The sequence below is a fragment of the Sphaerisporangium rufum genome, from assembly GCF_016863395.1.
GTDB lineage: Bacteria > Actinomycetota > Actinomycetes > Streptosporangiales > Streptosporangiaceae > Sphaerisporangium > Sphaerisporangium rufum.
Genome location: NZ_BOOU01000067.1, coordinates 108,777 through 126,713, shown reverse-complemented (window position 1 = coordinate 126,713; position 17,937 = coordinate 108,777). Strand labels below are relative to the sequence as shown.

The following is a 17,937-nucleotide window of genomic DNA, read 5'->3' as shown; positions in this document are numbered from 1 at the left end:
GACCCGGCGACATCCTCATCTGCCTGTCCACCAGCGGCACCAGCCGTAACGTCATCGCCGCCGCGCAGGCGGCCCGCGGCCGCGGCATCACCGCCTGGGCCCTCACCGGCCCCGCCCCCAACCCGCTGGCCGACGCCTGCGACGAGACCTTCGCCGTCCCCGCCGACGACACCGCCACCGTCCAGGAAGTCCACCTCGCGGTCATCCACCTGCTGTGCGGCGTGGTCGAGGAGGCGGCATGACCGGCGGCCCGCTGGTGGTGTTCGGCGACTCGCTGCTCGACGTGGACGTGGAGGGCGCGGCCGAGCGGCTGTGCCCGGACGCGCCGGCCCCGGTGGTGGACGTGCGGGCCGAGCATCCGCGGCCCGGCGGCGCCGGCCTGGCGGCCCTGCTGGCCGCGCGGGACGGCGCCGAGGTGGTCCTGGTCAGCGCGCTGGCCGGCGACGAGCAGGGCCGGCGCCTGGCGGGAATGCTGGCCGGGCGGGTCGAACTGATCCCGCTGCCGCTCGGCGGCGGCACGGTGTGCAAGACCCGGGTGCGGGCCGGCGGCCAGACCCTGGTCCGGCTGGACTCCGGCGACGGGCGGGCCCGCCGGGTCGGGCGGCCCGGCGGCGGGCCGGTGCGCGACGACCTGCTCCGCGAGCGGATCGCCGCGGTGCTCGCCGCCGCCGGCGCCGTGTTGGTCTCCGACTACGGGCACGGCGTCGCCGAGCTGTACCGCGACCTCCTCGGCGAGGTCCGCGCGCCGCTGGTCTGGGACCCGCACCCGCGCGGCGCCGCGCCGGTGCCGGGCTGCTCGCTCGTCACCCCGAACGAGGCCGAGGCGGGACTGCTGGCCGCCGCCCCGGCCGCCGACCCGCGGGAGGCGGCCCGCGGGCTGGTCGGCGGGCTGCGCGCCGAGGCGGTCGCGGTCACCCTGGGCGAGCGCGGCGCGGTTCTGGCCCGCCGCGACCGGGACCCGATCCTGATCGCGCCGCCCGACCCGGGGCCGGTCCGGGACACCTGCGGGGCCGGCGACCGGTTCGCCGCCGCGGCGGCGGTCGCGCTGGCCCACGGGGCGGGCGCCGAGGAGGCGGTCCGCGAGGCGGTCGCGGTGTCCGGCCGCTTCGTCGCCGCGGGCGCCGCGTCCGCCGTCCGGCCGGCGGCCGCCGCGGCGGGCGAGCGGGCGCCGGACCCGGTCGCCCGGCTGCGGCCGGCCGGCGGGCGACTGGTCGCCACCGGCGGCTGCTTCGACCTGCTGCACGCCGGGCACGTCAGCCTGCTGCGGCAGGCCAGGGCGCTCGGTGACGCGCTCGTCGTCTGCGTCAACTCCGACGCCTCGATCCGCCGGCTCAAGGGTCCCGGCCGGCCGGTGGTCGCCGAGCCGGACCGGGTCGAGGTGCTGAGCGCGCTCGGCTGCGTGGACGCGGTGGTGGTGTTCGACGAGGACACGCCCGCCGCGCTGATCGAGCGGCTGCGCCCGGACGTCTGGGTCAAGGGCGGCGACTACACCGGGCGTGACCTCCCCGAGGCCGAGGCGGTCCGCCGGGCCGGCGGCGAGGTCGTCATCCTGCCCACGCTGCCCGGCCGGTCCACCACGAACATCATCGCCGCCGCCCGATCCGCCGGCTGACCGCCGGCCGGACCACCTTCCGCACGAGGAGCCGCACATGCTGGGAAACGTCCTGATCACCGGTGGCGCGTCCGGCCTGGGCCGGGCGACGGCCGCCGCGGTCGCCAAGCAGGGCGGCCGGCCCCTGGTCGTCGACCTCCGGGCGCCCGCCGACGAGGTGGACCACGCGCTCGCCGACCTGGCCGACCGCGAGCAGGCCGAGCGGGCCGTCACCGAGCTGGCCGAGCGGGCCGGCGGCCTGGACGCCGTGGTCACCGCGGCCGGCATCGACGCCTGCGGCACGCTGTCCGACGTCCCGGCCGACCGGTGGGAGCGGGTCGTGGCGGTCAACCTGCTCGGCACCGCCTCGGTCATCCGGGCCGCGCTGCCGTACCTGCCCGAGGGGCGCGGACGCATCGTGACCTGCGCCTCCACCCTGGGGGTGCGCGCGGTGAGCGACGCCACGGCCTACTGCGCCTCCAAGTTCGGCGTGGTCGGCCTCACCCGGGCGCTGGCGGCGGAGCTGGCCGGCCGGATCGGCGTGACGCTGCTGATCCCCGGCGGCATGCGGACCGCGTTCTTCGACGACCGCGAGCCGCAGTACAAGCCCGGCCCGGACGCCCGGCTCAACCAGCCGGAGGACGTCGCCGCCGCCGTCGTCTTCGCGCTGTCCCAGCCGCCGGGCTGTGAGCTGCGCGAGCTGGTCGTCTGCTCCTCCACCGAGACCTCATGGCCGTGAGCACGCCCGTGAGCACGCCCGTGCTGCGACCGTGCGCGCCCGTGACCGTTCATGAGCGACGGTGAGCGTCCATGAGCGGCCGTGAGCGGCCCGCGCCGCCGCGCCGCCGGGACGGGACGTCCCCGGTCCTCCTCGCCCTGCGCGGGCTGGGGCTCGGCGACCTGCTGGCCGCCGTGCCGGCGCTGCGCGCGCTGCGCCGGGCCCACCCCGGCCACCGCGTGCTGCTCGCCGCGCCCGCGCCGCTGGCCGGCCTGCTGCCGGCGATCGGCGCGGTGGACGGCCTGGTCGACGTGGCCGGGCCCGGGCCGGTGCCGGTCGACCGGCCGGACGTCGCGGTCAACCTGCACGGCCGCGGCCCACAGAGCACCGCCGCGCTGCTGGCCACCCGGCCGGGCCGGCTGATCACCCACGCTCATCCGGACCTGCCCGCCGCCGGGCCGCCCTGGCGCGAAGGCGTGCACGAGGTGCGGCGCTGGTGCGATCTGCTGGAGTGGCACGGCGTGCCCGCCGACCCCGGCGACCTGCTGCTGCGGGTGCCGGGACCGCGGCCGGCCGGCCCGGGCCCGGTGGTCGTGCATCCCGGTGCCGCCCATCCGGCCCGGCGGTGGCCGCCGGACCGGTTCGGCCGGGTCGCCGCGGCGCTCGCCGCCGGCGGGCACCGGGTGCTGGTCACCGGCGGTGCCGCCGAGCGGGCGATCGCCGAGCAGGTGGCCGCTCGGGCCGGCCTGCCGGCGGCGAGCGTGCTGGCCGGCCGGACCGGCCTGCCCGAGCTGGTGGACCTGCTGCGGTCCGCGCGGCTGCTGGTGTGCGGCGACACCGGGGTGGCGCACCTGGCGACCGCGCTGGGCACCCCGTCGGTCGTGCTGTTCGGGCCGGTCTCGCCGGCGCTGTGGGGACCGCCGCCGGACGTCCGGCACGTCGCGCTGTGGAAGGGCCGGTCCGGTGATCCGCACGGGGACGCGTCGGACCCCGGGCTGCTGCGGATCGAGGTCCAGGAGGTCCTGGACGCGGTGACCGATCTACTGGATCGGCTGGAAAGGGAGGACGAGCGATGCCGAAAAGAGTCGTCGTGACCGGAGGCGCGGGCTTCCTCGGCTCGCACCTGTGCGAGCGCCTGCTGGCCCGGGGGGACGAGGTGATCTGCCTGGACAACTTCCTGACCGGGTCGCCGGAGAACGTGGCGCACCTGATGGGCGAGCGGCGGTTCCGGCTGCTGGAGTGCGACGTCACCGGGTTCGTGCACGTGCCGGGGGAGGTGGACCTGGTGCTCCACCTGGCCTCCGCCGCCTCGCCGGCCGACTACCTGGACCACCCCATCGAGACCCTCCGGGTGGGCAGCGAGGGGACCTCGCACATGCTCGGCCTGGCCCGGGAGAAGGGCGCCCGGTTCCTGCTCGCCTCCACCAGCGAGGTGTACGGCGACCCGCTGGAGCATCCGCAGCGCGAGACCTACTGGGGCAACGTCAACCCGGTCGGCCCGCGCAGCGTGTACGACGAGGCCAAACGCTTCGCCGAATCGCTCACCACCGCCTACCGCACCACCCACGGCCTGGACACCGCCATCGTCCGCATCTTCAACACCTACGGTCCGCGGATGCGCCCCAATGACGGCCGGGCCATCCCGACCTTCATCCGGCAGGCCCTCACCGGGCAGCCGATCACCGTCACCGGCGACGGCACCCAGACCCGGTCCATCTGCTACGTGGACGACACCGTCACCGGCATCCTGGCGCTGGCCGGTTCGGTCCACTCCGGTCCGGTCAACATCGGCAACCCGGTGGAGATGACCATGCTGGAGCTGGCCGGCACCATTCGGGAGCTCACCGGTTCGGCCTCGCCCATCCAGCACATCGACCGCCCCGCCGACGACCCGGCGGTCCGCCGCCCGGACACCACCCTCGCCGGCGAACTCCTCGGCTGGCACGCCCGCGTCGACCCCGGCACCGGCCTGCGCCGCACCATCGGCTGGTTCCGGCGCGAGCTGGGGCGGCCGAGCGCGGCGGCGTGACGGCCCACCACCGCCGGGTAGGTGCGGAGCATGGACCGACCGCTGAACGTCAGACTGCTCGTGGCCTGCTTCGGGTTGATCGCCTTCCTGGCCCTGTCCCTGTACGGCGGCATCTTCCAGCGCTGGTGGCTGTTCGCCGGGGCGCTCGCGCTGGCCGCGGGCAGCGCGGCGTACGCGATCGTCGTGGGCGAATGGTGGCGGACCACCCGCGGCGACGACTCGGTGCGCCCCTTCCGGCGCCGCTGACCGGTGGTCGACCGGCCGCCGGGCGGGCCGGGGTTGACCGGCCGCCGGGAGGGTAGGCACGCGGTTCATGATGATGTCCGGCCTGCTCAGCGGGCCGGCCGACCGATGGGGAGGGCACCGTGGCGCCCACCGGACCGCGATCCGACGACGAGAACGTGCCGCTGGCCGACCGCCGGACGGCGCAGGAGCGGGAGGCGGCCGGCGAGGACGACTTCGCCGCCGAGTTCGAGCCCTCGCACACCGATCCGGCCAACCAGCCGGAGGACGATCCCGGCCGCCGCGCGTACGGGGAGTCGGAGGGCTACGACCGGCCGACCTCGGCCTGAGGCGGGACCGATGACGGCCGGGGTGACATCTCCGTGACCTGCGCGGTCACCCCTCGAAAGGTGTTTCGGGCCGGAACGCCAGGGCACGCGGGGGACATCCGAATCCCCACGAAAGGAGACAGGATGCCTACCGCTCGCGAGATCATGACCCCGAACGCCGAGTGTGTGAACGCCGACGAGACCCTGGTGGACGCCGCCCAGAAGATGGCGCGCCTGGACGTCGGGTCGCTGCCGATCTGTGGCACCGACAACCGCCTCAAGGGCATGCTGACCGACCGCGACATCGTGGTCAAGGTGCTGGCCCAGGGGCGGGACCCGAAGGACTGCACGGCCGGTGAGCTGGCCCAGGGCGAGGCGGTCACCATCGGCGCCGACGACGACGCCCGCGAGATCCTGCGCACCATGGCGTCGCACAAGGTGCGCCGGCTGCCGGTGATCGACGGGCACGACCTGATCGGCATGGTGGCGCTGGCCGACGTGGCCAAGGCACTGCCGGACGCGCCGGTGGGCGACCTGATGGACGCGGTCACCACCGACTGACCCGTCCGCTCGTCACGGGTGGAGCCCCGGGCCCCGGCGGGCCGGGGCTCCACCCGTGTCCGCGGCGGGTACAAGAGCGTCCTGCCGCCACCCGCGGGCCCGGTCGGTCGGCCGCCTGGCGCCCGGCATGGGCCCGGACATGGGCCCGGACATGGGCAGGGCCCCGGCCGTGCCGGGGCCCATGACCGGGACCTTCAGCGGCCGTCGCCGCCGGTCGCGGTCTGCCTGACCTGCTGCGCCTGCTCGCCGGTCTGCTGCCCGGTGGTCTTGGCCGCGTCGGCGGCGGTGGACTTGACCTCCTGGACGGCCTCCCTGGCCGTCTCCTTCGCCTCCTGGCCGAGGTTGCCCACCGACTCCTTGAGCGATTCGGCCACCGGCTGCGCCACCTCGCGCGCCTGCTCCTTGAGCTGCCGCGCGGCCTGGCGCTCGGCCCGGGTCTCCGGGATGACCGTCGCGGCGAGCAGCCCGGCGCCGAAGGCGATCAGGCCGGCCGCCATCGGGTTGCCCCGGGTGGTCCGGGCGGCCTGCTGCGGTACCGACTTGACCGCCTGCGCGGCGCTCTGCGCCTGCTGCTTGACGGTCTCGCCGGCCTGGCCCACGGCGTGCGCCGCCTGGTGGGCGCCCTCCTTGGTCCGGTCGGCCACCGCGTGCGCGCCCTCGCGCGTGCGGTCGGCGACCTGGTGGGCCTCGTGGCCGCCGTCCTGGTAGCCGTATGTCCCGTAGGGGTCCTGCTGGTAGGTGTCCATAGGCGTTCCCATCACTCGCTCTCGGATGTCGCGGGCCACCGAACGGACCCTTTCGGTGCGGCGGCGGACGATCCGCGACGGGCTGGTGCGGTCGGCGAGGCGTTCCACGTCGTTGGTGAGTTCTGCCCGGGTCCGGGCTATCTCCCGCCTTATTTCGTCAGATTCTGCGCCCATCGGGCGTCCTCCTTGAGCGTCTGAACCGTCTGCTCCGGCTTGGGGGACACCTCCCGCATGCGGGAGCGACCGGTGTTGTAGAGCACGGCGCCGGCGATGGCCCACAGCACGCCGACGATCAGCGCCGCCCAGCCGGCGTCCATCACGTTCGCCAGGGCGAAAACCAGGGCCAGGCTGAGCAGCACCGCGGAGATCGCGCCGGCGAAGCCGGCCCCGCCCAGCATCCCGGCCGCCTTGGACGCCTTCCCGGCCTCCTCGCGGATCTCCGTCTTGGCGAGTTCCACCTCCTGGCGGAACAGCGTCGACAGGTCCTTGCCGATGTCGCCGACGAGCTGGCCGAGCGACGGCTCGGGATCGTGCGGTGGCGGGATGGTCATCTCTGCGTCCACCCCGTCTCGTCGTCCGCGGTGCCCTGGGTGTAGGGCCGGGCGGTGCCCGGCGCGGCCGGCTCGCCGGTGGCCGGCGTGGCGTACTCCTCGTAGGCTCCGCCCGCGCCGGTGGCGCCGCCGGTCGGGTACGTGCCGGTCGGGCCGGTGGCCGAGTAGCCGGCCTGGTCGGCGGGGTACTGCCCGGTCTGGTAGCCGGCGGTGCCGCCGGTGGTGGCGGCCGGGTAGGTGTCCGCGGCCGGGTAGGTGTCGGCGTAACCCTGGGTGTAGCCCTGGCCCTGGCCGGTGTCCTGCCATCCGGTGCGGCCGTTGTCGCCGTCCCGGTGCTCCTGGACGCCCGACTTGGCGACCCGGCCGACCAGGAACCCGGCGGCGACCGCGCCGGCCAGGAACAGGCCCGGACGGCGGCGGGCGAACCGCTGCACCTCGTCGGCGATGCCGGCGAAGCCGTTCTCGTCCAGGTAGTCGGCGGCGCGCCGGCCGCGCTGGGCCACCTGCTGGGTCACCGAGGCCACCGGGGAGTCCGGCTTGCCGTTCTCCGACATGCTGTGCAGGTCGTCCGCCCACTGGCGGATGCCCTGGGCCGCCTTCTGCGCCTGGGAGTGGGCCTCGCGGGACGCCCGGTCCCGTAGCCGGCCCACCGCCTGGCCGGCCTGGACCTTGGCCTCGCCGGCGACGGTGGCCGCCTGGTCCCGCGCGGTGCCGGCCACCTGGCCGGCCGCCTCGCGGGCGTGGCCGGTGGTGCTCTCCGGCACGTCCTGGTACTGGGGTGTTCCGGTCTGGTGGCCGGTCGAATATTCAGCCACTGCGTCCTCCCGGGGTTCGGTTGCCGATTGCGGGCTGTTACCCGAGGCGCCAGAAAGACACATGAAACGGGGCGAATGTCGGCTCGCGATTGGTTGGTAGCTGATTGCGATGAATGACCTTCTAGTCAGGTTTGTCGGAGATCTCCGCCCGTGCAACCGTTATTCGATCAAGGTGCGGTCGCTCCGCTCAGGTCCCCGCAGCGCAGTGTGACCTTCGTCACATCCAGCGCGGCGAGCCGGTCGCCGCCGGACCGGTCCATCCCACGGGCCGGACCGGTCCGGTCGCCACGACGGTTCCGGCCCGGGCACGTCCGGCGCGGCGCCGCCCGAGAACACCCGCCGGCGGCGCCGTCTCGGCGATCAGCGCCCGGTCAGGGGCGGCGGGTCTCCAGCTCGACGGTCTCCTCGACGGTGACGTCCCGCGCGCTGCGCAGCGCCGGGTCCATCGGGCGCAGGTAGGTCTGCCGCACTCCCGGCACCCGGTCCTCCACCACGAAGGTGGCCCGGGTGTAGGCCTCGGCGCCGGGCTGCTGGACGTGCGGCACCACCTTGAAGTCGGCGGTCATCAGCTCCGATTCGATCTTGGTCAGCACGTAGCCTCTCTGGTTGTTGTAAAACTTCAGGTGCGGGTTGATCGCCAGGTAGGGGTGCCGGGCCGGGTCGCTGTCCGCGCCGTCCCCGCCGGTGCTGACCGAGGTGGCGACCAGCTCGGCGCCGACGCTGGGCCCGGTGGGGTCGTCGTAGTCGAGCTTGAGGTCGCTCGCCCAGTGCGCGTGCACGTCGCCGGTGAGCACCACCGCGTTGCGCACCCGGGCGTCCACCCAGCCCTGGGTGATGCGCCGCCGCGAGGCGACGTACCCGTCCCAGGCGTCCTGGCTGGTCACCTTGGCCGGACCGGCGTTGTTGTCACGCTGGGCGAAGAAGACCTGCTGCCCGATGATGTCCCACCGCGCCCTGCTGGTGCGGAACCCGTCCAGCAGCCACTCCTCCTGCGCCGGGCCGGTGATCGACCGGGCCGGGTCCACGGCGGCCGGGCAGTCGTGGTAGCCGTCCCCGCATCCCTGGTCGTCGCGGTACTGGCGGGTGTCGAGCATGTGGAAGGTGGCCAGCCGCCCCCAGCGGATCCGGCGGTAGAGCTGCATGTCGATGCCGCGCGGCACCGAGGTCCGGCGCAGCGGCATGTTCTCGTAGTAGGCGCGGAAGGCCGCCGCCCGGCGGGCGAGGAAGTCCGGCTGCGGCACCTCGGGCTTCTCCGGCACCTCGTCGGCCCAGTTGTTGTCCAGCTCGTGGTCGTCCCAGACGACCAGCCACGGCGCCGCCGCGTGCGCCGCCTGCAGGTCGGGGTCGGCCTTGTACTGGGCGTGCCGCTGCCGGTACCCGGCCAGCGTCTCTGTCTCCGGACCCTGGTGGTCGCGGACGTTCCCGCCCGGGATGGTGTAGGTGTCGGGGGCGTACTCGTACTGGTAGTCGCCGAGGTGCAGCACCAGGTCGGGGTGGTCCTCGGCCAGCCGCCGGTAGGACGTGAAGTAGCCGTGCTCGTACTGCGCGCACGAGACGAACGCCATGGCCAGCGCGCCACCGGCCGCCAGCGGGTGCGGTGCGGTCCGCGCCCGGCCGGCCGGCGAGACGTATCGGCCGGCCCGGAAGCGGTACCAGTAGTCGCGGTCGGCGGCCAGCCCGGCGACCTCCACGTGCACGCTGTGCCCCCATTCCGGGGCGGCGGTGGCGACCCCGGCCCGCACGACCCGCCGGCAGCGCTCGTCCGCGTACACCTGCCACCGGACCTGGAACGGCCGGCCGGGCATCCCGCCCATGCCGTCCTCGGCGAGCGGCTGCGGGGCCAGCCGGGTCCAGATGACGAAGCCCTCGTGATCGGGGTCGCCGGAGGCCACGCCCAGGGTGAAGGGGTCGGCGCTCGGGTCGCGGCCGGCGGCGGCCGGGGCACCGGCGGGCGCCGGATCGGCGGCCGCGGCGGTCGCCGGTCCGGTGGCGACGGCGCCGGCGGCGAGCCCGGTGAGCCCGGTGAGCCCGGTGTAGAGGAACGATCGGCGGTCGAGGTTCGGCACGGGCACTCCCGGGACGATCAGGCGGGGGGACGCCCGGTAGCCTTGCCGACCTCGGTGGCGCGCCGGTGAACGCCGGACGTCATCGCGCGGACGTCATCACCTGAACGCCGGGCACCGCCGGGGGCCGCGGTGCCGTGCCTCAGCCCGCGGGGGAGGTGTCCCATTCGACGCGGACGTGCCGGGGGCCGTGGAAGGACGCGTTCGGCAGGTAGGCGAAGTCCTGGCCGGGGACCAGCCGCAGGCCGGGCAGCCGCCGGGCCAGCTCCTCCAGGATGACCCGCATCTCCAGCCGGGCCAGCGGGGCCCCGATGCACGCGTGCGCGCCGATGCCGAACGCCAGATGGCGGCGCGCGTTCGGGCGGCGGATGTCGAAGCGCCCGGGGTCGGGGAACACCCGCTCGTCGTGGTTGGCCGAGCCGATCATCAGCAGCAGCCGCCCGCCCGCCGGGATCGGCACCCCGCCCACCACGACGTCGGTCACCGCTCGGCGCCGCCAGCACAGCACGGAGGAGGAGTAGCGCAGCGACTCCTCCACCGCGCCGGGCACCAGGGCCGGGTCGGCGCACAGCTCGCGCCAGGACGCCGGGTCCGACAGCAGGTTCTTCATCGCGCCGGCCGTGGCGTTGGTGGTGGTCTCGTGCGCCGCGACCAGGCCGCTCATCATCATGTTCTGCAGGTGGTTGTCGTTCACCAGGTCCGGCTGCTCGCGGTGCACGGCGATGGCATGCGGCAGCCAGCCCTCGCCGCCGTCCCGCTTGAGGCGCGCCACCAGCTCGCCGGACAGCCGCCACCACCGGCCCACCTGGTCGGCGATCTCGACCTGGTGCTCGGCGGTGGGCCGGCCCCAGGTGAACAATCCCATCTTGATGGCGTAGTGCCGGGCCCGCTCGATGTCCTCGTCGGGCAATCCCATGACGAGCAGCCCGACGATCGCGGGCACCTCCCACAGCAGGTCGTCCACCAGGTCGGCGTGGCCGCGCGCCGCGAACCGCTCGACGTACCGGGCGACCAGGGCGCGGATGCGGTCCTCCAGCCGGGCGACCCGGCCGGCGGCGAGCGGCGGGGCGAGCCGGCGGCGGCGGCGCATGTGCAGGGGCTCGTCCTCGTTGACCAGCACCGGGCCGGCGGCGAAGCCGTAGCCGCGCAGGCACTCGCGGGCGGGCTCGGCGAGCGGGGTGATGGGATCCAGCGCGATCGAGGCGGAGAAGCTCCGCGTGTCGCGGAAGACGCTCCGGACGTCCTGGTAACGGGTGACGACCCAGTAGTCCAGCCGCGGGCTGTAGAAGACCGGCTCGCAGGCCCGGGCCTCGCTGAGCGCCCCGGCCGGGTCGAGCTGGTAATCCGCGCCGAACGGGTCGAAGTCCGCCGCGATCCGCGACGCCGCGCGGGCCGGGCATTCGCCGGCCGGATTTCGGGCAGCCGGAATACCGATGTTCACCGCTGATACCTCCGCACCCCCGTTGGCCGCCCGGGCATGCCGGGACGTGCCAAAAGCCGCTCATTCCCCCGGTGGCCGCCGGCTCGGCAGGGCGCGTTAAATTTCAACCTTCACGCTGCGGACAAATCAGCCGAGGCGGCCATCACCGCATGGTTGACCACGATTGGCGGATTTGTCAAGACATTGACAGAACATCGAGCTGACCTGCATGGATGCCAAGAATTGTCGGTATGGCGGAGGTTCGCCGAGCGGTCGCCTAACGTTCCGCCCGGCTTTTCTTGACGTACCTCACATCTCGGAAAGCGCACCTTCGGTCGCGCAAAGTAATGGCTTGACGGGATTCAGCGCCCTAACTTACGGTTGCCCCCATCACGCCCCTATCACCCCCTATTTCGGTCATTATTGGCCAGTAGCCATGGGCGACATCTGTGATGGGGCGGACGGGGTGCGGGGAGGCGAGGCTCGTGTTATCGCAGCGAGGACAGGTATCGGATCCGGCGGGGAACATCCGCCCGTCCGTACCGCCCGGGCTGGGCGAAACACTGGAATACGCTCAGACGAAGGTCGGCGAGTTACCACTGGGCGAGTTGCGCGCCGCCGGCGTGCACCGGACGCCCCTGGAGTACTACCTGGTGGGCACCTACCCGCCGCTGAAATACCTGCGCGACATCGAGGAGGACGAGGTCTACGCCGGCCTCACCCCCTCGCAGAATCTCTACCTGCATCTGCCGTTCTGCGAGCAGTACTGCACCTTCTGCCACTTCTACAAGGAGATCCGGGCCGACGCCGGCCGGGTGGACCGCTACCTGGCCGCCCTGCGCGAGGAGATCACCCTCGCCGCCGCCCGCGCGCCCGGCGGATTCACCGCCTCCTCGGTCTACTTCGGCGGCGGCACCCCCTCCTACCTGGACGCCGCCCAGCTCGACGGGCTGTTCGCCCACCTGTGGCGGCACGTCCGGACCGGCGGCGACACCGAGATCACCTTCGAACTCCACCCCGGCGTGGTCCGCCGCCCCGACTACGAGGACCGGCTGGACGCCATCGCCGCCGGCGGGGTGAACCGCTGGGTGTTCGGCATCCAATCCATGGACGAGCAGGTCCTCGCCACGCTGAACCGCGGGCACGGGCGCGCCGAGGTGTACCGGCTGCTGGAGCTGCTGGCCGCCCGCGACGTCCGCGACCTGAACGTCGACCTGATCTTCGGCCTGCCCTCGCAGACCGTGGAGAACTGGTACGCCACCCTGGTCGAGCTGCTGGCGGCGGGCATCGAGAAGTTCAACATCTTCCCGCTGATGTTCAAGCGATCCGACCCGATCACCCGGCACTACATCCGCGCCCCCCAGGAGTTCCCGGACGAGCGCGAGCGGCTGGTCATGCACTACATGGCCGAGTACGTGCTCGGACACGCCGGTTTCACCCGCGGGCCGGTCTTCTACTACTCGCGGCGCGGGGAGCACTCGCGCCAGCAGCGCAACAAGTTCGACTCCATCGAGGCGGACAACCTCGTCGGACTCGGCGTGAGCAGCTTCGGCTACATCGGCGGCACCCAGTACTACAACCTGTGCGACAACTCCGCCTATATGGCCGCGGTCGCCGCCGGCCGGACCGGGGTGTGGCGCGGCCACACCCTGTCGGCCGAGGAGCGGGTGCGGCGCGCGGTGATGTTCGGCATCCGGTCCGGCGGCGTGGACTTCGGCGCGCTGCGGGACGCCTTCGGCGTCGACGGCACCGAGCTGTTCGCCGCCGAGCTGCGCCGGCTGCGCGCCCTCGGCCTGGTCGAGGTGGACGGCGCGCACCTGGCGCTCACCGACCTCGGCGGCGCCTTCGTGGACGGCATCGGGCACCTGTTCGCCAGCGACGAGGTCCGCGCGCGGGTGGCCGAGGCCAACGAGCGCATCGAGTCGCCCGCCTCCGACCCGGTGGACCGGCACGACTACTCGCCGATCGGCCGGCTCGACCTGCCGGGCGGCATCGAGGACCGGCACCGGGACCGGGCGGTCCGATGACCCGTACCGGGCTGCGCGCCGTCGAGGAGTGGCCGGATCTGGTGCCCTACCTGCTGGCCGGGTCCGGCCAGGGGCACAACCTGGCCACCGGCATGCCGCTCGTGCATCCGCCGGTCGCCGAGCTGGTCCGCTCGGCGTTCCGCCGCGCCGTCGAGGACGCGAGCTTCACCCGGCGGGTGAGCCTCTACCACGGCGTGCTCGGCGACCCCGAGCTGCGCGAGCGGCTGGCCCGGCTGTACGGCGAGCACTACGCGCTGCCGGTGACCGCCGAGGAGGTGCTGATCACCCCGGGCGCGCAGGCCGCGTTCCACGCGGTGTCGGCGCTGGCGGCGGCGCGCGGCCGGCGGGTGGTGTTCTTCGCCCCCGAGTACCCGGGCTACCGCACCCACCCCGAGGTGCGGTACGACATGCTGCTGCCCGAGGTGGTCGAGCAGGGCGACCGGGAGTTCCGCTACCTGCCGCCGGCCGGCCGGCTCGATCCGGACGTCGGCGCGGTCATCGTCTCCCGGCCGGCCAACCCGTCCGGCAACGTCATCGGGGACGCGGCGCTGGCCGCGCTGGCCGGCGAATGCGCGTCGGTGGGCGCGCTGCTGGTCGTCGACAACGCCTACGGCCCGCCGATCCCGGGGCTGGCCTACCGCGACATGGGGCTGCCCTGGGGCGACAACGTCGTCTGCGTGCAGAGCTTCTCCAAGGGGGCGCTGGCCGGCGAGCGGCTCGGCTTCGTGCTGGCCCCGGCGCCGGTGGTGCGCGAGCTCGGCGAGCTGCAGGCGCGGGTGGCCACCTTCCCGCCGCAGCTGGTCCAGTTCGCCGCGGCCATCCTGCTGCGCGACGGGCGGTACGTCGAGCTGTGCGGGGGCGAGCTGCGCGACGCCTATCAGGAGCGGCACCGGCTGGTCCGGGACCGGCTGGCCGCCGGCCTGACCGTGCCGTACCGGGTGCACGCGGTGGACGGCGGCCAGTTCGCCTGGGTGCGGCTGCCCGGGCTGGCCGGTCGCACGGCCGAGCTGTTCTTCACCCTGCTCGACCGCGGCGTGCTCGTGGCGCCGGCCGCGCCCTTCTATCTGCCGCACCTGCACGACGACCCGCATGCCCGGCAGTGCGTCCGCATCGGGGTGACCGCCCCGGCCGAGGCCATCATCGCCGGTCTGGACATATTCACCGAGGTGGTCAATGAGCATGGCTGAGCCGGTGCCTCCGGGCACGCCGGGCCGGGTCGCCGACCAGATCGTCGCGCACCTCAGCCGGGCGGCCGGGGTCCGGCACCTGTTCGGCGTGCACGGCGCCAACGTCGAGGACCTCTTCGACGCGGTGTTCCGGTCCGCCGAGCCGGTCCAGGCGGTCGTCGCCAAGCACGAGTTCTCCGCGGCGGCGATGGCGGACGGCTACCACCGGGCCGGCAACGGCCTGGCCGTGGTGATGGCCACCTCCGGCGGCGGCGCGCTCAACCTGGTGCCCGGACTCGGCGAGGCCTACGCCTCGGGGGTCCCGGTGCTGGCGCTGATCGGGCAGCCGCCCATCGCCCTGGAGGGCCACGGCGCCTTCCAGGACCAGAGCGGGCTGGCCGGCTCGCTGGACGGTCCGGCGCTGTTCGCGCCGATCTCCCGGTTCTGCGCGCGCGTCAACCATCCGGACGCCATCGGCCAGGCGCTGGACCGGGCGATCCGGGCGGCCCTCGGCGATCCGGGCGGCCCGGCCGTCCTGCTGCTGCCCAAGGACGTCCAGCAGGCTCCGGCCACCGGGCCCTGGCCGCCGGCGGGGCCGGCCCGGCCGGAGCCGGCCGAGGTCCGCGCCGACCCCGCGGCGGGCACGGTGCTGGCCGGGCTGCGCCGCGACCAGGCCGCCGTGCTGATCATCGCCGGGGCCGGGGTGGCCCGCGCGGACGCCCGCGCCGAGCTGGCGGCGCTGGCCGAGGGACTCGGCGCCTGGGTCGCCGTCGAACCGGACGCCAAGGACGTCTTCGACAATCACCACCGGCGCTTCGTTGGGGTGGCCGGCGCGAGCGGCCACCCGAGCGTGCGCCTGGCGCTGGACCGGGCCGCCGCCTGCCTGCTGGTCGGCACCCGGTTCCCGCAGGTCGCCCGGGCCGGGCTGGAGGACGGCCTGGCCGGCAAGGTGCTCATCTGCTTCGACCGGCGGCCCCCGCACGTGGACGCCGGGGTGCCGGTGCTGCGGGTGGACGGCGAGCTGCGCGCCGAGCTGCGGGCGGTGACCCGCGCGTTCACCGGGCCGGCGCCGCACGGGCCGGACGGCTGCCCGCCGCACCCGGGCCTGTCGTACCTGCCGCACGAGCGCAGCCGGGACGGGCGGATCGCCGTCCGCGAGGTGATCGAGACGGTGGCCGGATTCGTCCCCGAGGACGCCAACGTGGTGTCGGACGCGGGCAACACCGGCTGCGGCGTCCTGCACTTCCTGCCCGCGCCGCGCCGCGGCCGCAGCCTGCTGGCCCTCGGCATGGGCGGCATGGGGTTCAGCTTCGGCGCCGCCATCGGCGCCGCGTTCGCCACCGGCCGGCGCACCTTCCTGCTGGCCGGGGACGGATCGTTCCTCATGCACGGCCTGGAGGTGCACACCGCCGTCGAGTACGACCTGCCCATCACCTTCGTGATCTTCAACAACAACGCGCACGCGGCCTGCCTGTCCCGCGAGGAGCTGTTCTACGGCGGTGACACCTCCTACAGCGCCTTCCGGCCGAGCGATCTCGGTACCGGCGTCGCGCGCATGTTCCCCTCGATCAGGTCCGCGACCGTCCATCGACTGGACGAGCTGCGCGACTTCCTGGCCGACGGCGGCGCGAGCGGGTCGCCGTCGCTGGTCTCGGTCGAGGTGCGGCCGGAGGAGCCGCCCCCCTACCTGCCCCTGCTGCGACCGGCCGACCGGCCGCGACCCGTCGAAAGGACCATGGCGACATGAGGGTGTCCGAGGAAGAGCTGGCCGAGATCCCGGGGCTGGCGCGGTTCGAGAACATGCCGCTGCCGGAGGCGTTCAAGCTGGTGGGCGAGCACACCAAGGAGTTCTACTCCCACCAGGAGGTCTATGGGGACTTCTGCACGCTGCAGGGGTACATCGACTGCCCGCCGCGGCAGGTGTACGACTACCTGGCGGACATGTTCAGCCAGGAGGAGTACACCTACAGCGTCCGCGACCTGGAACCGGTGGACGACACCGGCCTGCACGTCGGGTGGGACCGGCTGTCGGGCACCACCCGCATCTACGTGCGGATCGACGCCAACCCCGACGCGCTCACCGTCGACTACCACGCGGCCTGGGACCAGGGCCACGACCTGTGGATGATCTACCTGTTCCGGGTGGTCGACGCGCAGACCGTGCTCAAGCGGCCCGGGTCGGTGGTGTTGTGGACGAACTGCCACCATCCGTACTACGAGAAGAACCCCTACCCGGAGCTGGCGCCCAGCCCGGACCGCCGCTGGGTCGGCGACTTCTGGCACCAGTTCTACGGCGGACACCTGCTGGAGCTGGAGAACCTCAAGGCCATCCTGGAGTACCGGCACCGGATGGGCATCCCGATCACCGCGGGCGGGGCGCGGCCGTGACCGCCGTCAGCCTGGTCGACGTGGCGAGCCACCTGCCGCCGGAGCGGGTGGGACGCGAGTACTTCGAGCGGTACTCCCGTCCGGACGATCCTCTGCTGCGCAACCCGATGTTCCGCGCCCCCGAGTACCGCCGGTACGCCGCCCGGGAGGACACCGGCGCCGACCTGGTGGAACGGGCCGCCGCGGTGCTGTTCGAGCGGCACGGGAGCGACCTGGCCGGCGAGATCGACCTGCTGGTCACGCACAACGCGCTGCCGGACGTGCCGTTCCTCGGCTCGGGCGCGGAGATCGCCCGCCGGCTCGGCTGCCGGCCGGCGCAGATCGTCGACCTGCACAACGGCCACTGCGCGGTGTTCCCGTACATGCTCGGCCTGGCGCGGTCGCTGATGCGCGACACCGGTGCCCGGACCGCGCTGCTGTGCACCGCGCAGACCGCCGGGCGGATCTTCACCCAGCCCGGGGTGCGCCGGTCGGCGCACGCCGCCGTTCCCGGGGACGGCGCGGCGGTGGGCCTGCTGCGCGCCTCCGGCGAGTCCCCGATCCTGGCCACCGAGGTCCGCCACTATCCCGACCACGCCCCCGACGTCGCGCTGAAGCTGGACGACGGGCGGCTGTACTGGGAGCCGGGCACCTCCGAGTTCGACGTCGCCTTCGACAACTCCAAGGCCTACAACATCATCGAGCGGGGCAGCGAGATCGTCCCGGAGGTCGTCACCCGGGTCTGCGAGCGCATCGGCGCCACCCCCAAGGACATCGACCTGCTGGTGACCAACCAGCCCAACCGGCTGCTGCTGCGCAACTGGGGGGCGGCGCTCGGCATCGAGGCGCCCCGGCACTTCGACACCTTCGACTCCTACGGCAACCTCTTCGGCGCCGGCGTGCCGGTGAACCTGGACCACGCGCTGCGCGCCGGCCGGCCGGCCGGCGGCGGGCTGGTCGTGATGGCCGGGTTCGCCGGCGCCGGCGAGCTGGCCGCGGCGGCGGCCGTCCGCCTGCCCGGCCCGGACCGGCCGGCCACCCCCACGACAGGAGGACCACGATGACCACCGAACCCGGCACCCGCGTGCCACCGGAGCCGGTCGAGCCGGTCGTGATGCGGCTGCTCGCCGAGATCCTCTACGTCGAGCCGGAGACGCTCTCCCTGGACACCGGCTTCGCCGACCTCGGGCTGGACTCGATCCTCGCTGTCGAGTACCTGGCGCAGCTCAAGCGGGAGCTCGGCGCGACCGAGACCGTCGAGTCGCTGCTCGACCTCGGCACGCCCAGGGCCCTGGCCGAGCGGCTGCGCCACCGGACGCTCGCCGGCTGACC

19 protein-coding genes are annotated in these 17,937 nt (G+C 74.2%); 14 read left to right on the top strand and 5 right to left on the bottom strand.

Annotated features, from left to right (window positions below; genetic code table 11):
• The 8 genes from Sru01_RS24920 to Sru01_RS24885 form a co-directional block, all read left to right on the top strand.
• On the top strand, positions 1–242 hold a 242-nt coding region (locus Sru01_RS24920), incomplete at its 5' end, for an SIS domain-containing protein (protein ID WP_203990295.1).
• On the top strand, positions 239–1,612 hold the full coding sequence (gene rfaE2 / locus Sru01_RS24915) for a D-glycero-beta-D-manno-heptose 1-phosphate adenylyltransferase (protein WP_203990293.1): 1,374 nt from the start codon (positions 239–241) through the stop codon (positions 1,610–1,612). The genes Sru01_RS24920 and rfaE2, both read left to right, overlap by 4 nt.
• A 37-nt stretch (positions 1,613–1,649) precedes the next feature.
• Positions 1,650–2,330 (top strand): SDR family oxidoreductase, encoded by a 681-nt coding sequence (locus Sru01_RS24910; protein ID WP_203990291.1) that lies wholly within the window; start codon positions 1,650–1,652, stop codon positions 2,328–2,330.
• Between the two features lie 71 nt (positions 2,331–2,401).
• A complete protein-coding gene (locus tag Sru01_RS24905) occupies positions 2,402–3,403 on the top strand; it encodes a glycosyltransferase family 9 protein (RefSeq protein ID WP_203990289.1) in 1,002 nt (333 codons plus the stop codon).
• Entirely contained in the window at positions 3,382–4,338 is a 957-nt protein-coding gene (locus tag Sru01_RS24900) for a UDP-glucuronic acid decarboxylase family protein (protein WP_203990287.1), read from the top strand. Before Sru01_RS24905 ends, Sru01_RS24900 begins: the two co-directional genes overlap by 22 nt.
• 30 nt (positions 4,339–4,368) lie before the next feature.
• Positions 4,369–4,584: a hypothetical protein gene (locus Sru01_RS24895; protein ID WP_203990285.1), complete on the top strand. Its 216-nt coding sequence runs from the start codon at positions 4,369–4,371 to the stop codon at positions 4,582–4,584.
• A 119-nt stretch (positions 4,585–4,703) separates the two neighbouring features.
• Positions 4,704–4,910: a hypothetical protein gene (locus tag Sru01_RS24890; protein ID WP_203990283.1), complete on the top strand. Its 207-nt coding sequence runs from the start codon at positions 4,704–4,706 to the stop codon at positions 4,908–4,910.
• A gap of 123 nt (positions 4,911–5,033) precedes the next feature.
• The gene (locus Sru01_RS24885; RefSeq protein WP_203990281.1) at positions 5,034–5,450 is read left to right on the top strand and encodes a CBS domain-containing protein; all 417 of its coding nucleotides are present in this window, start codon (positions 5,034–5,036) and stop codon (positions 5,448–5,450) included.
• Between the two features lie 194 nt (positions 5,451–5,644).
• Here Sru01_RS24885 and Sru01_RS36335 read toward each other — a convergent pair whose 3' ends face one another.
• The 5 genes from Sru01_RS36335 to Sru01_RS24860 all read right to left on the bottom strand — a co-directional run bounded on the left by Sru01_RS36335 (position 5,645) and on the right by Sru01_RS24860 (position 11,066).
• On the bottom strand, positions 5,645–6,370 hold the full coding sequence (locus Sru01_RS36335; RefSeq protein WP_203990279.1) for a DUF3618 domain-containing protein: 726 nt from the start codon (positions 6,368–6,370) through the stop codon (positions 5,645–5,647).
• On the bottom strand, positions 6,346–6,747 hold the full coding sequence (locus tag Sru01_RS24875; RefSeq protein WP_203990278.1) for a phage holin family protein: 402 nt from the start codon (positions 6,745–6,747) through the stop codon (positions 6,346–6,348). The genes Sru01_RS36335 and Sru01_RS24875 overlap by 25 nt, the downstream gene beginning before the upstream one ends.
• Positions 6,744–7,562 carry an ATP synthase subunit B family protein gene (locus Sru01_RS24870; RefSeq protein ID WP_203990277.1) on the bottom strand — a complete coding sequence of 273 codons (819 nt, stop codon included), beginning with the start codon at positions 7,560–7,562 and terminating at the stop codon, positions 6,744–6,746. Before Sru01_RS24870 ends, Sru01_RS24875 begins: the two co-directional genes overlap by 4 nt.
• Positions 7,563–7,933: 371 nt before the next feature.
• Positions 7,934–9,628 (bottom strand): alkaline phosphatase D family protein, encoded by a 1,695-nt coding sequence (locus tag Sru01_RS24865; protein WP_203990276.1) that lies wholly within the window; start codon positions 9,626–9,628, stop codon positions 7,934–7,936.
• A gap of 139 nt (positions 9,629–9,767) precedes the next feature.
• The gene (locus Sru01_RS24860; protein WP_203990275.1) at positions 9,768–11,066 is read right to left on the bottom strand and encodes a cytochrome P450; all 1,299 of its coding nucleotides are present in this window, start codon (positions 11,064–11,066) and stop codon (positions 9,768–9,770) included.
• Positions 11,067–11,653: 587 nt separating this feature from the next.
• On the opposite strand from Sru01_RS24860, the gene Sru01_RS24855 reads away from it, so the two are divergent.
• From Sru01_RS24855 to Sru01_RS24830, 6 genes are read left to right on the top strand one after another with little or no spacing between them, the layout of a single operon-like run.
• Positions 11,654–13,072: a coproporphyrinogen-III oxidase family protein gene (locus tag Sru01_RS24855; protein ID WP_203990274.1), complete on the top strand. Its 1,419-nt coding sequence runs from the start codon at positions 11,654–11,656 to the stop codon at positions 13,070–13,072.
• Positions 13,069–14,259 (top strand): aminotransferase class I/II-fold pyridoxal phosphate-dependent enzyme, encoded by a 1,191-nt coding sequence (locus Sru01_RS24850; RefSeq protein ID WP_203990273.1) that lies wholly within the window; start codon positions 13,069–13,071, stop codon positions 14,257–14,259. The genes Sru01_RS24855 and Sru01_RS24850 overlap by 4 nt, the downstream gene beginning before the upstream one ends.
• Positions 14,252–15,985, top strand: coding sequence for a thiamine pyrophosphate-binding protein (locus Sru01_RS24845; protein WP_203990272.1), 1,734 nt, complete (start codon positions 14,252–14,254; stop codon positions 15,983–15,985). The genes Sru01_RS24850 and Sru01_RS24845 overlap by 8 nt, the downstream gene beginning before the upstream one ends.
• Positions 15,982–16,626: an SRPBCC family protein gene (locus Sru01_RS24840; protein WP_203990271.1), complete on the top strand. Its 645-nt coding sequence runs from the start codon at positions 15,982–15,984 to the stop codon at positions 16,624–16,626. The genes Sru01_RS24845 and Sru01_RS24840 overlap by 4 nt, the downstream gene beginning before the upstream one ends.
• Positions 16,623–17,669 carry a 3-oxoacyl-ACP synthase III family protein gene (locus tag Sru01_RS24835; protein WP_203990269.1) on the top strand — a complete coding sequence of 349 codons (1,047 nt, stop codon included), beginning with the start codon at positions 16,623–16,625 and terminating at the stop codon, positions 17,667–17,669. Before Sru01_RS24840 ends, Sru01_RS24835 begins: the two co-directional genes overlap by 4 nt.
• Positions 17,666–17,935, top strand: a complete 270-nt coding sequence (locus Sru01_RS24830) for an acyl carrier protein (RefSeq protein WP_203990267.1) — start codon at positions 17,666–17,668, stop codon at positions 17,933–17,935. Before Sru01_RS24835 ends, Sru01_RS24830 begins: the two co-directional genes overlap by 4 nt.
• The last annotated feature ends 2 nt before the right edge of the window (positions 17,936–17,937 follow it).

What these genes read in the sequence shown, in the direction of transcription:
- Sru01_RS24875 (WP_203990278.1), bottom strand. Translation starts at nt 6,747, where the DNA reads ATGACCATCCCGCCACCGCACGATCCCGAGCCGTCGCTCGGCCAGCTC.
- Sru01_RS24885 (WP_203990281.1), top strand. Translation starts at nt 5,034, where the DNA reads ATGCCTACCGCTCGCGAGATCATGACCCCGAACGCCGAGTGTGTGAAC.
- Sru01_RS24830 (WP_203990267.1), top strand. Translation starts at nt 17,666, where the DNA reads ATGACCACCGAACCCGGCACCCGCGTGCCACCGGAGCCGGTCGAGCCG.
- Sru01_RS24845 (WP_203990272.1), top strand. Translation starts at nt 14,252, where the DNA reads ATGGCTGAGCCGGTGCCTCCGGGCACGCCGGGCCGGGTCGCCGACCAG.
- Sru01_RS24850 (WP_203990273.1), top strand. Translation starts at nt 13,069, where the DNA reads ATGACCCGTACCGGGCTGCGCGCCGTCGAGGAGTGGCCGGATCTGGTG.
- Sru01_RS24840 (WP_203990271.1), top strand. Translation starts at nt 15,982, where the DNA reads ATGAGGGTGTCCGAGGAAGAGCTGGCCGAGATCCCGGGGCTGGCGCGG.
- rfaE2 (WP_203990293.1), top strand. Translation starts at nt 239, where the DNA reads ATGACCGGCGGCCCGCTGGTGGTGTTCGGCGACTCGCTGCTCGACGTG.
- Sru01_RS24900 (WP_203990287.1), top strand. Translation starts at nt 3,382, where the DNA reads ATGCCGAAAAGAGTCGTCGTGACCGGAGGCGCGGGCTTCCTCGGCTCG.
- Sru01_RS36335 (WP_203990279.1), bottom strand. Translation starts at nt 6,370, where the DNA reads ATGGGCGCAGAATCTGACGAAATAAGGCGGGAGATAGCCCGGACCCGG.
- Sru01_RS24910 (WP_203990291.1), top strand. Translation starts at nt 1,650, where the DNA reads ATGCTGGGAAACGTCCTGATCACCGGTGGCGCGTCCGGCCTGGGCCGG.
- Sru01_RS24905 (WP_203990289.1), top strand. Translation starts at nt 2,402, where the DNA reads ATGAGCGGCCGTGAGCGGCCCGCGCCGCCGCGCCGCCGGGACGGGACG.
- Sru01_RS24895 (WP_203990285.1), top strand. Translation starts at nt 4,369, where the DNA reads ATGGACCGACCGCTGAACGTCAGACTGCTCGTGGCCTGCTTCGGGTTG.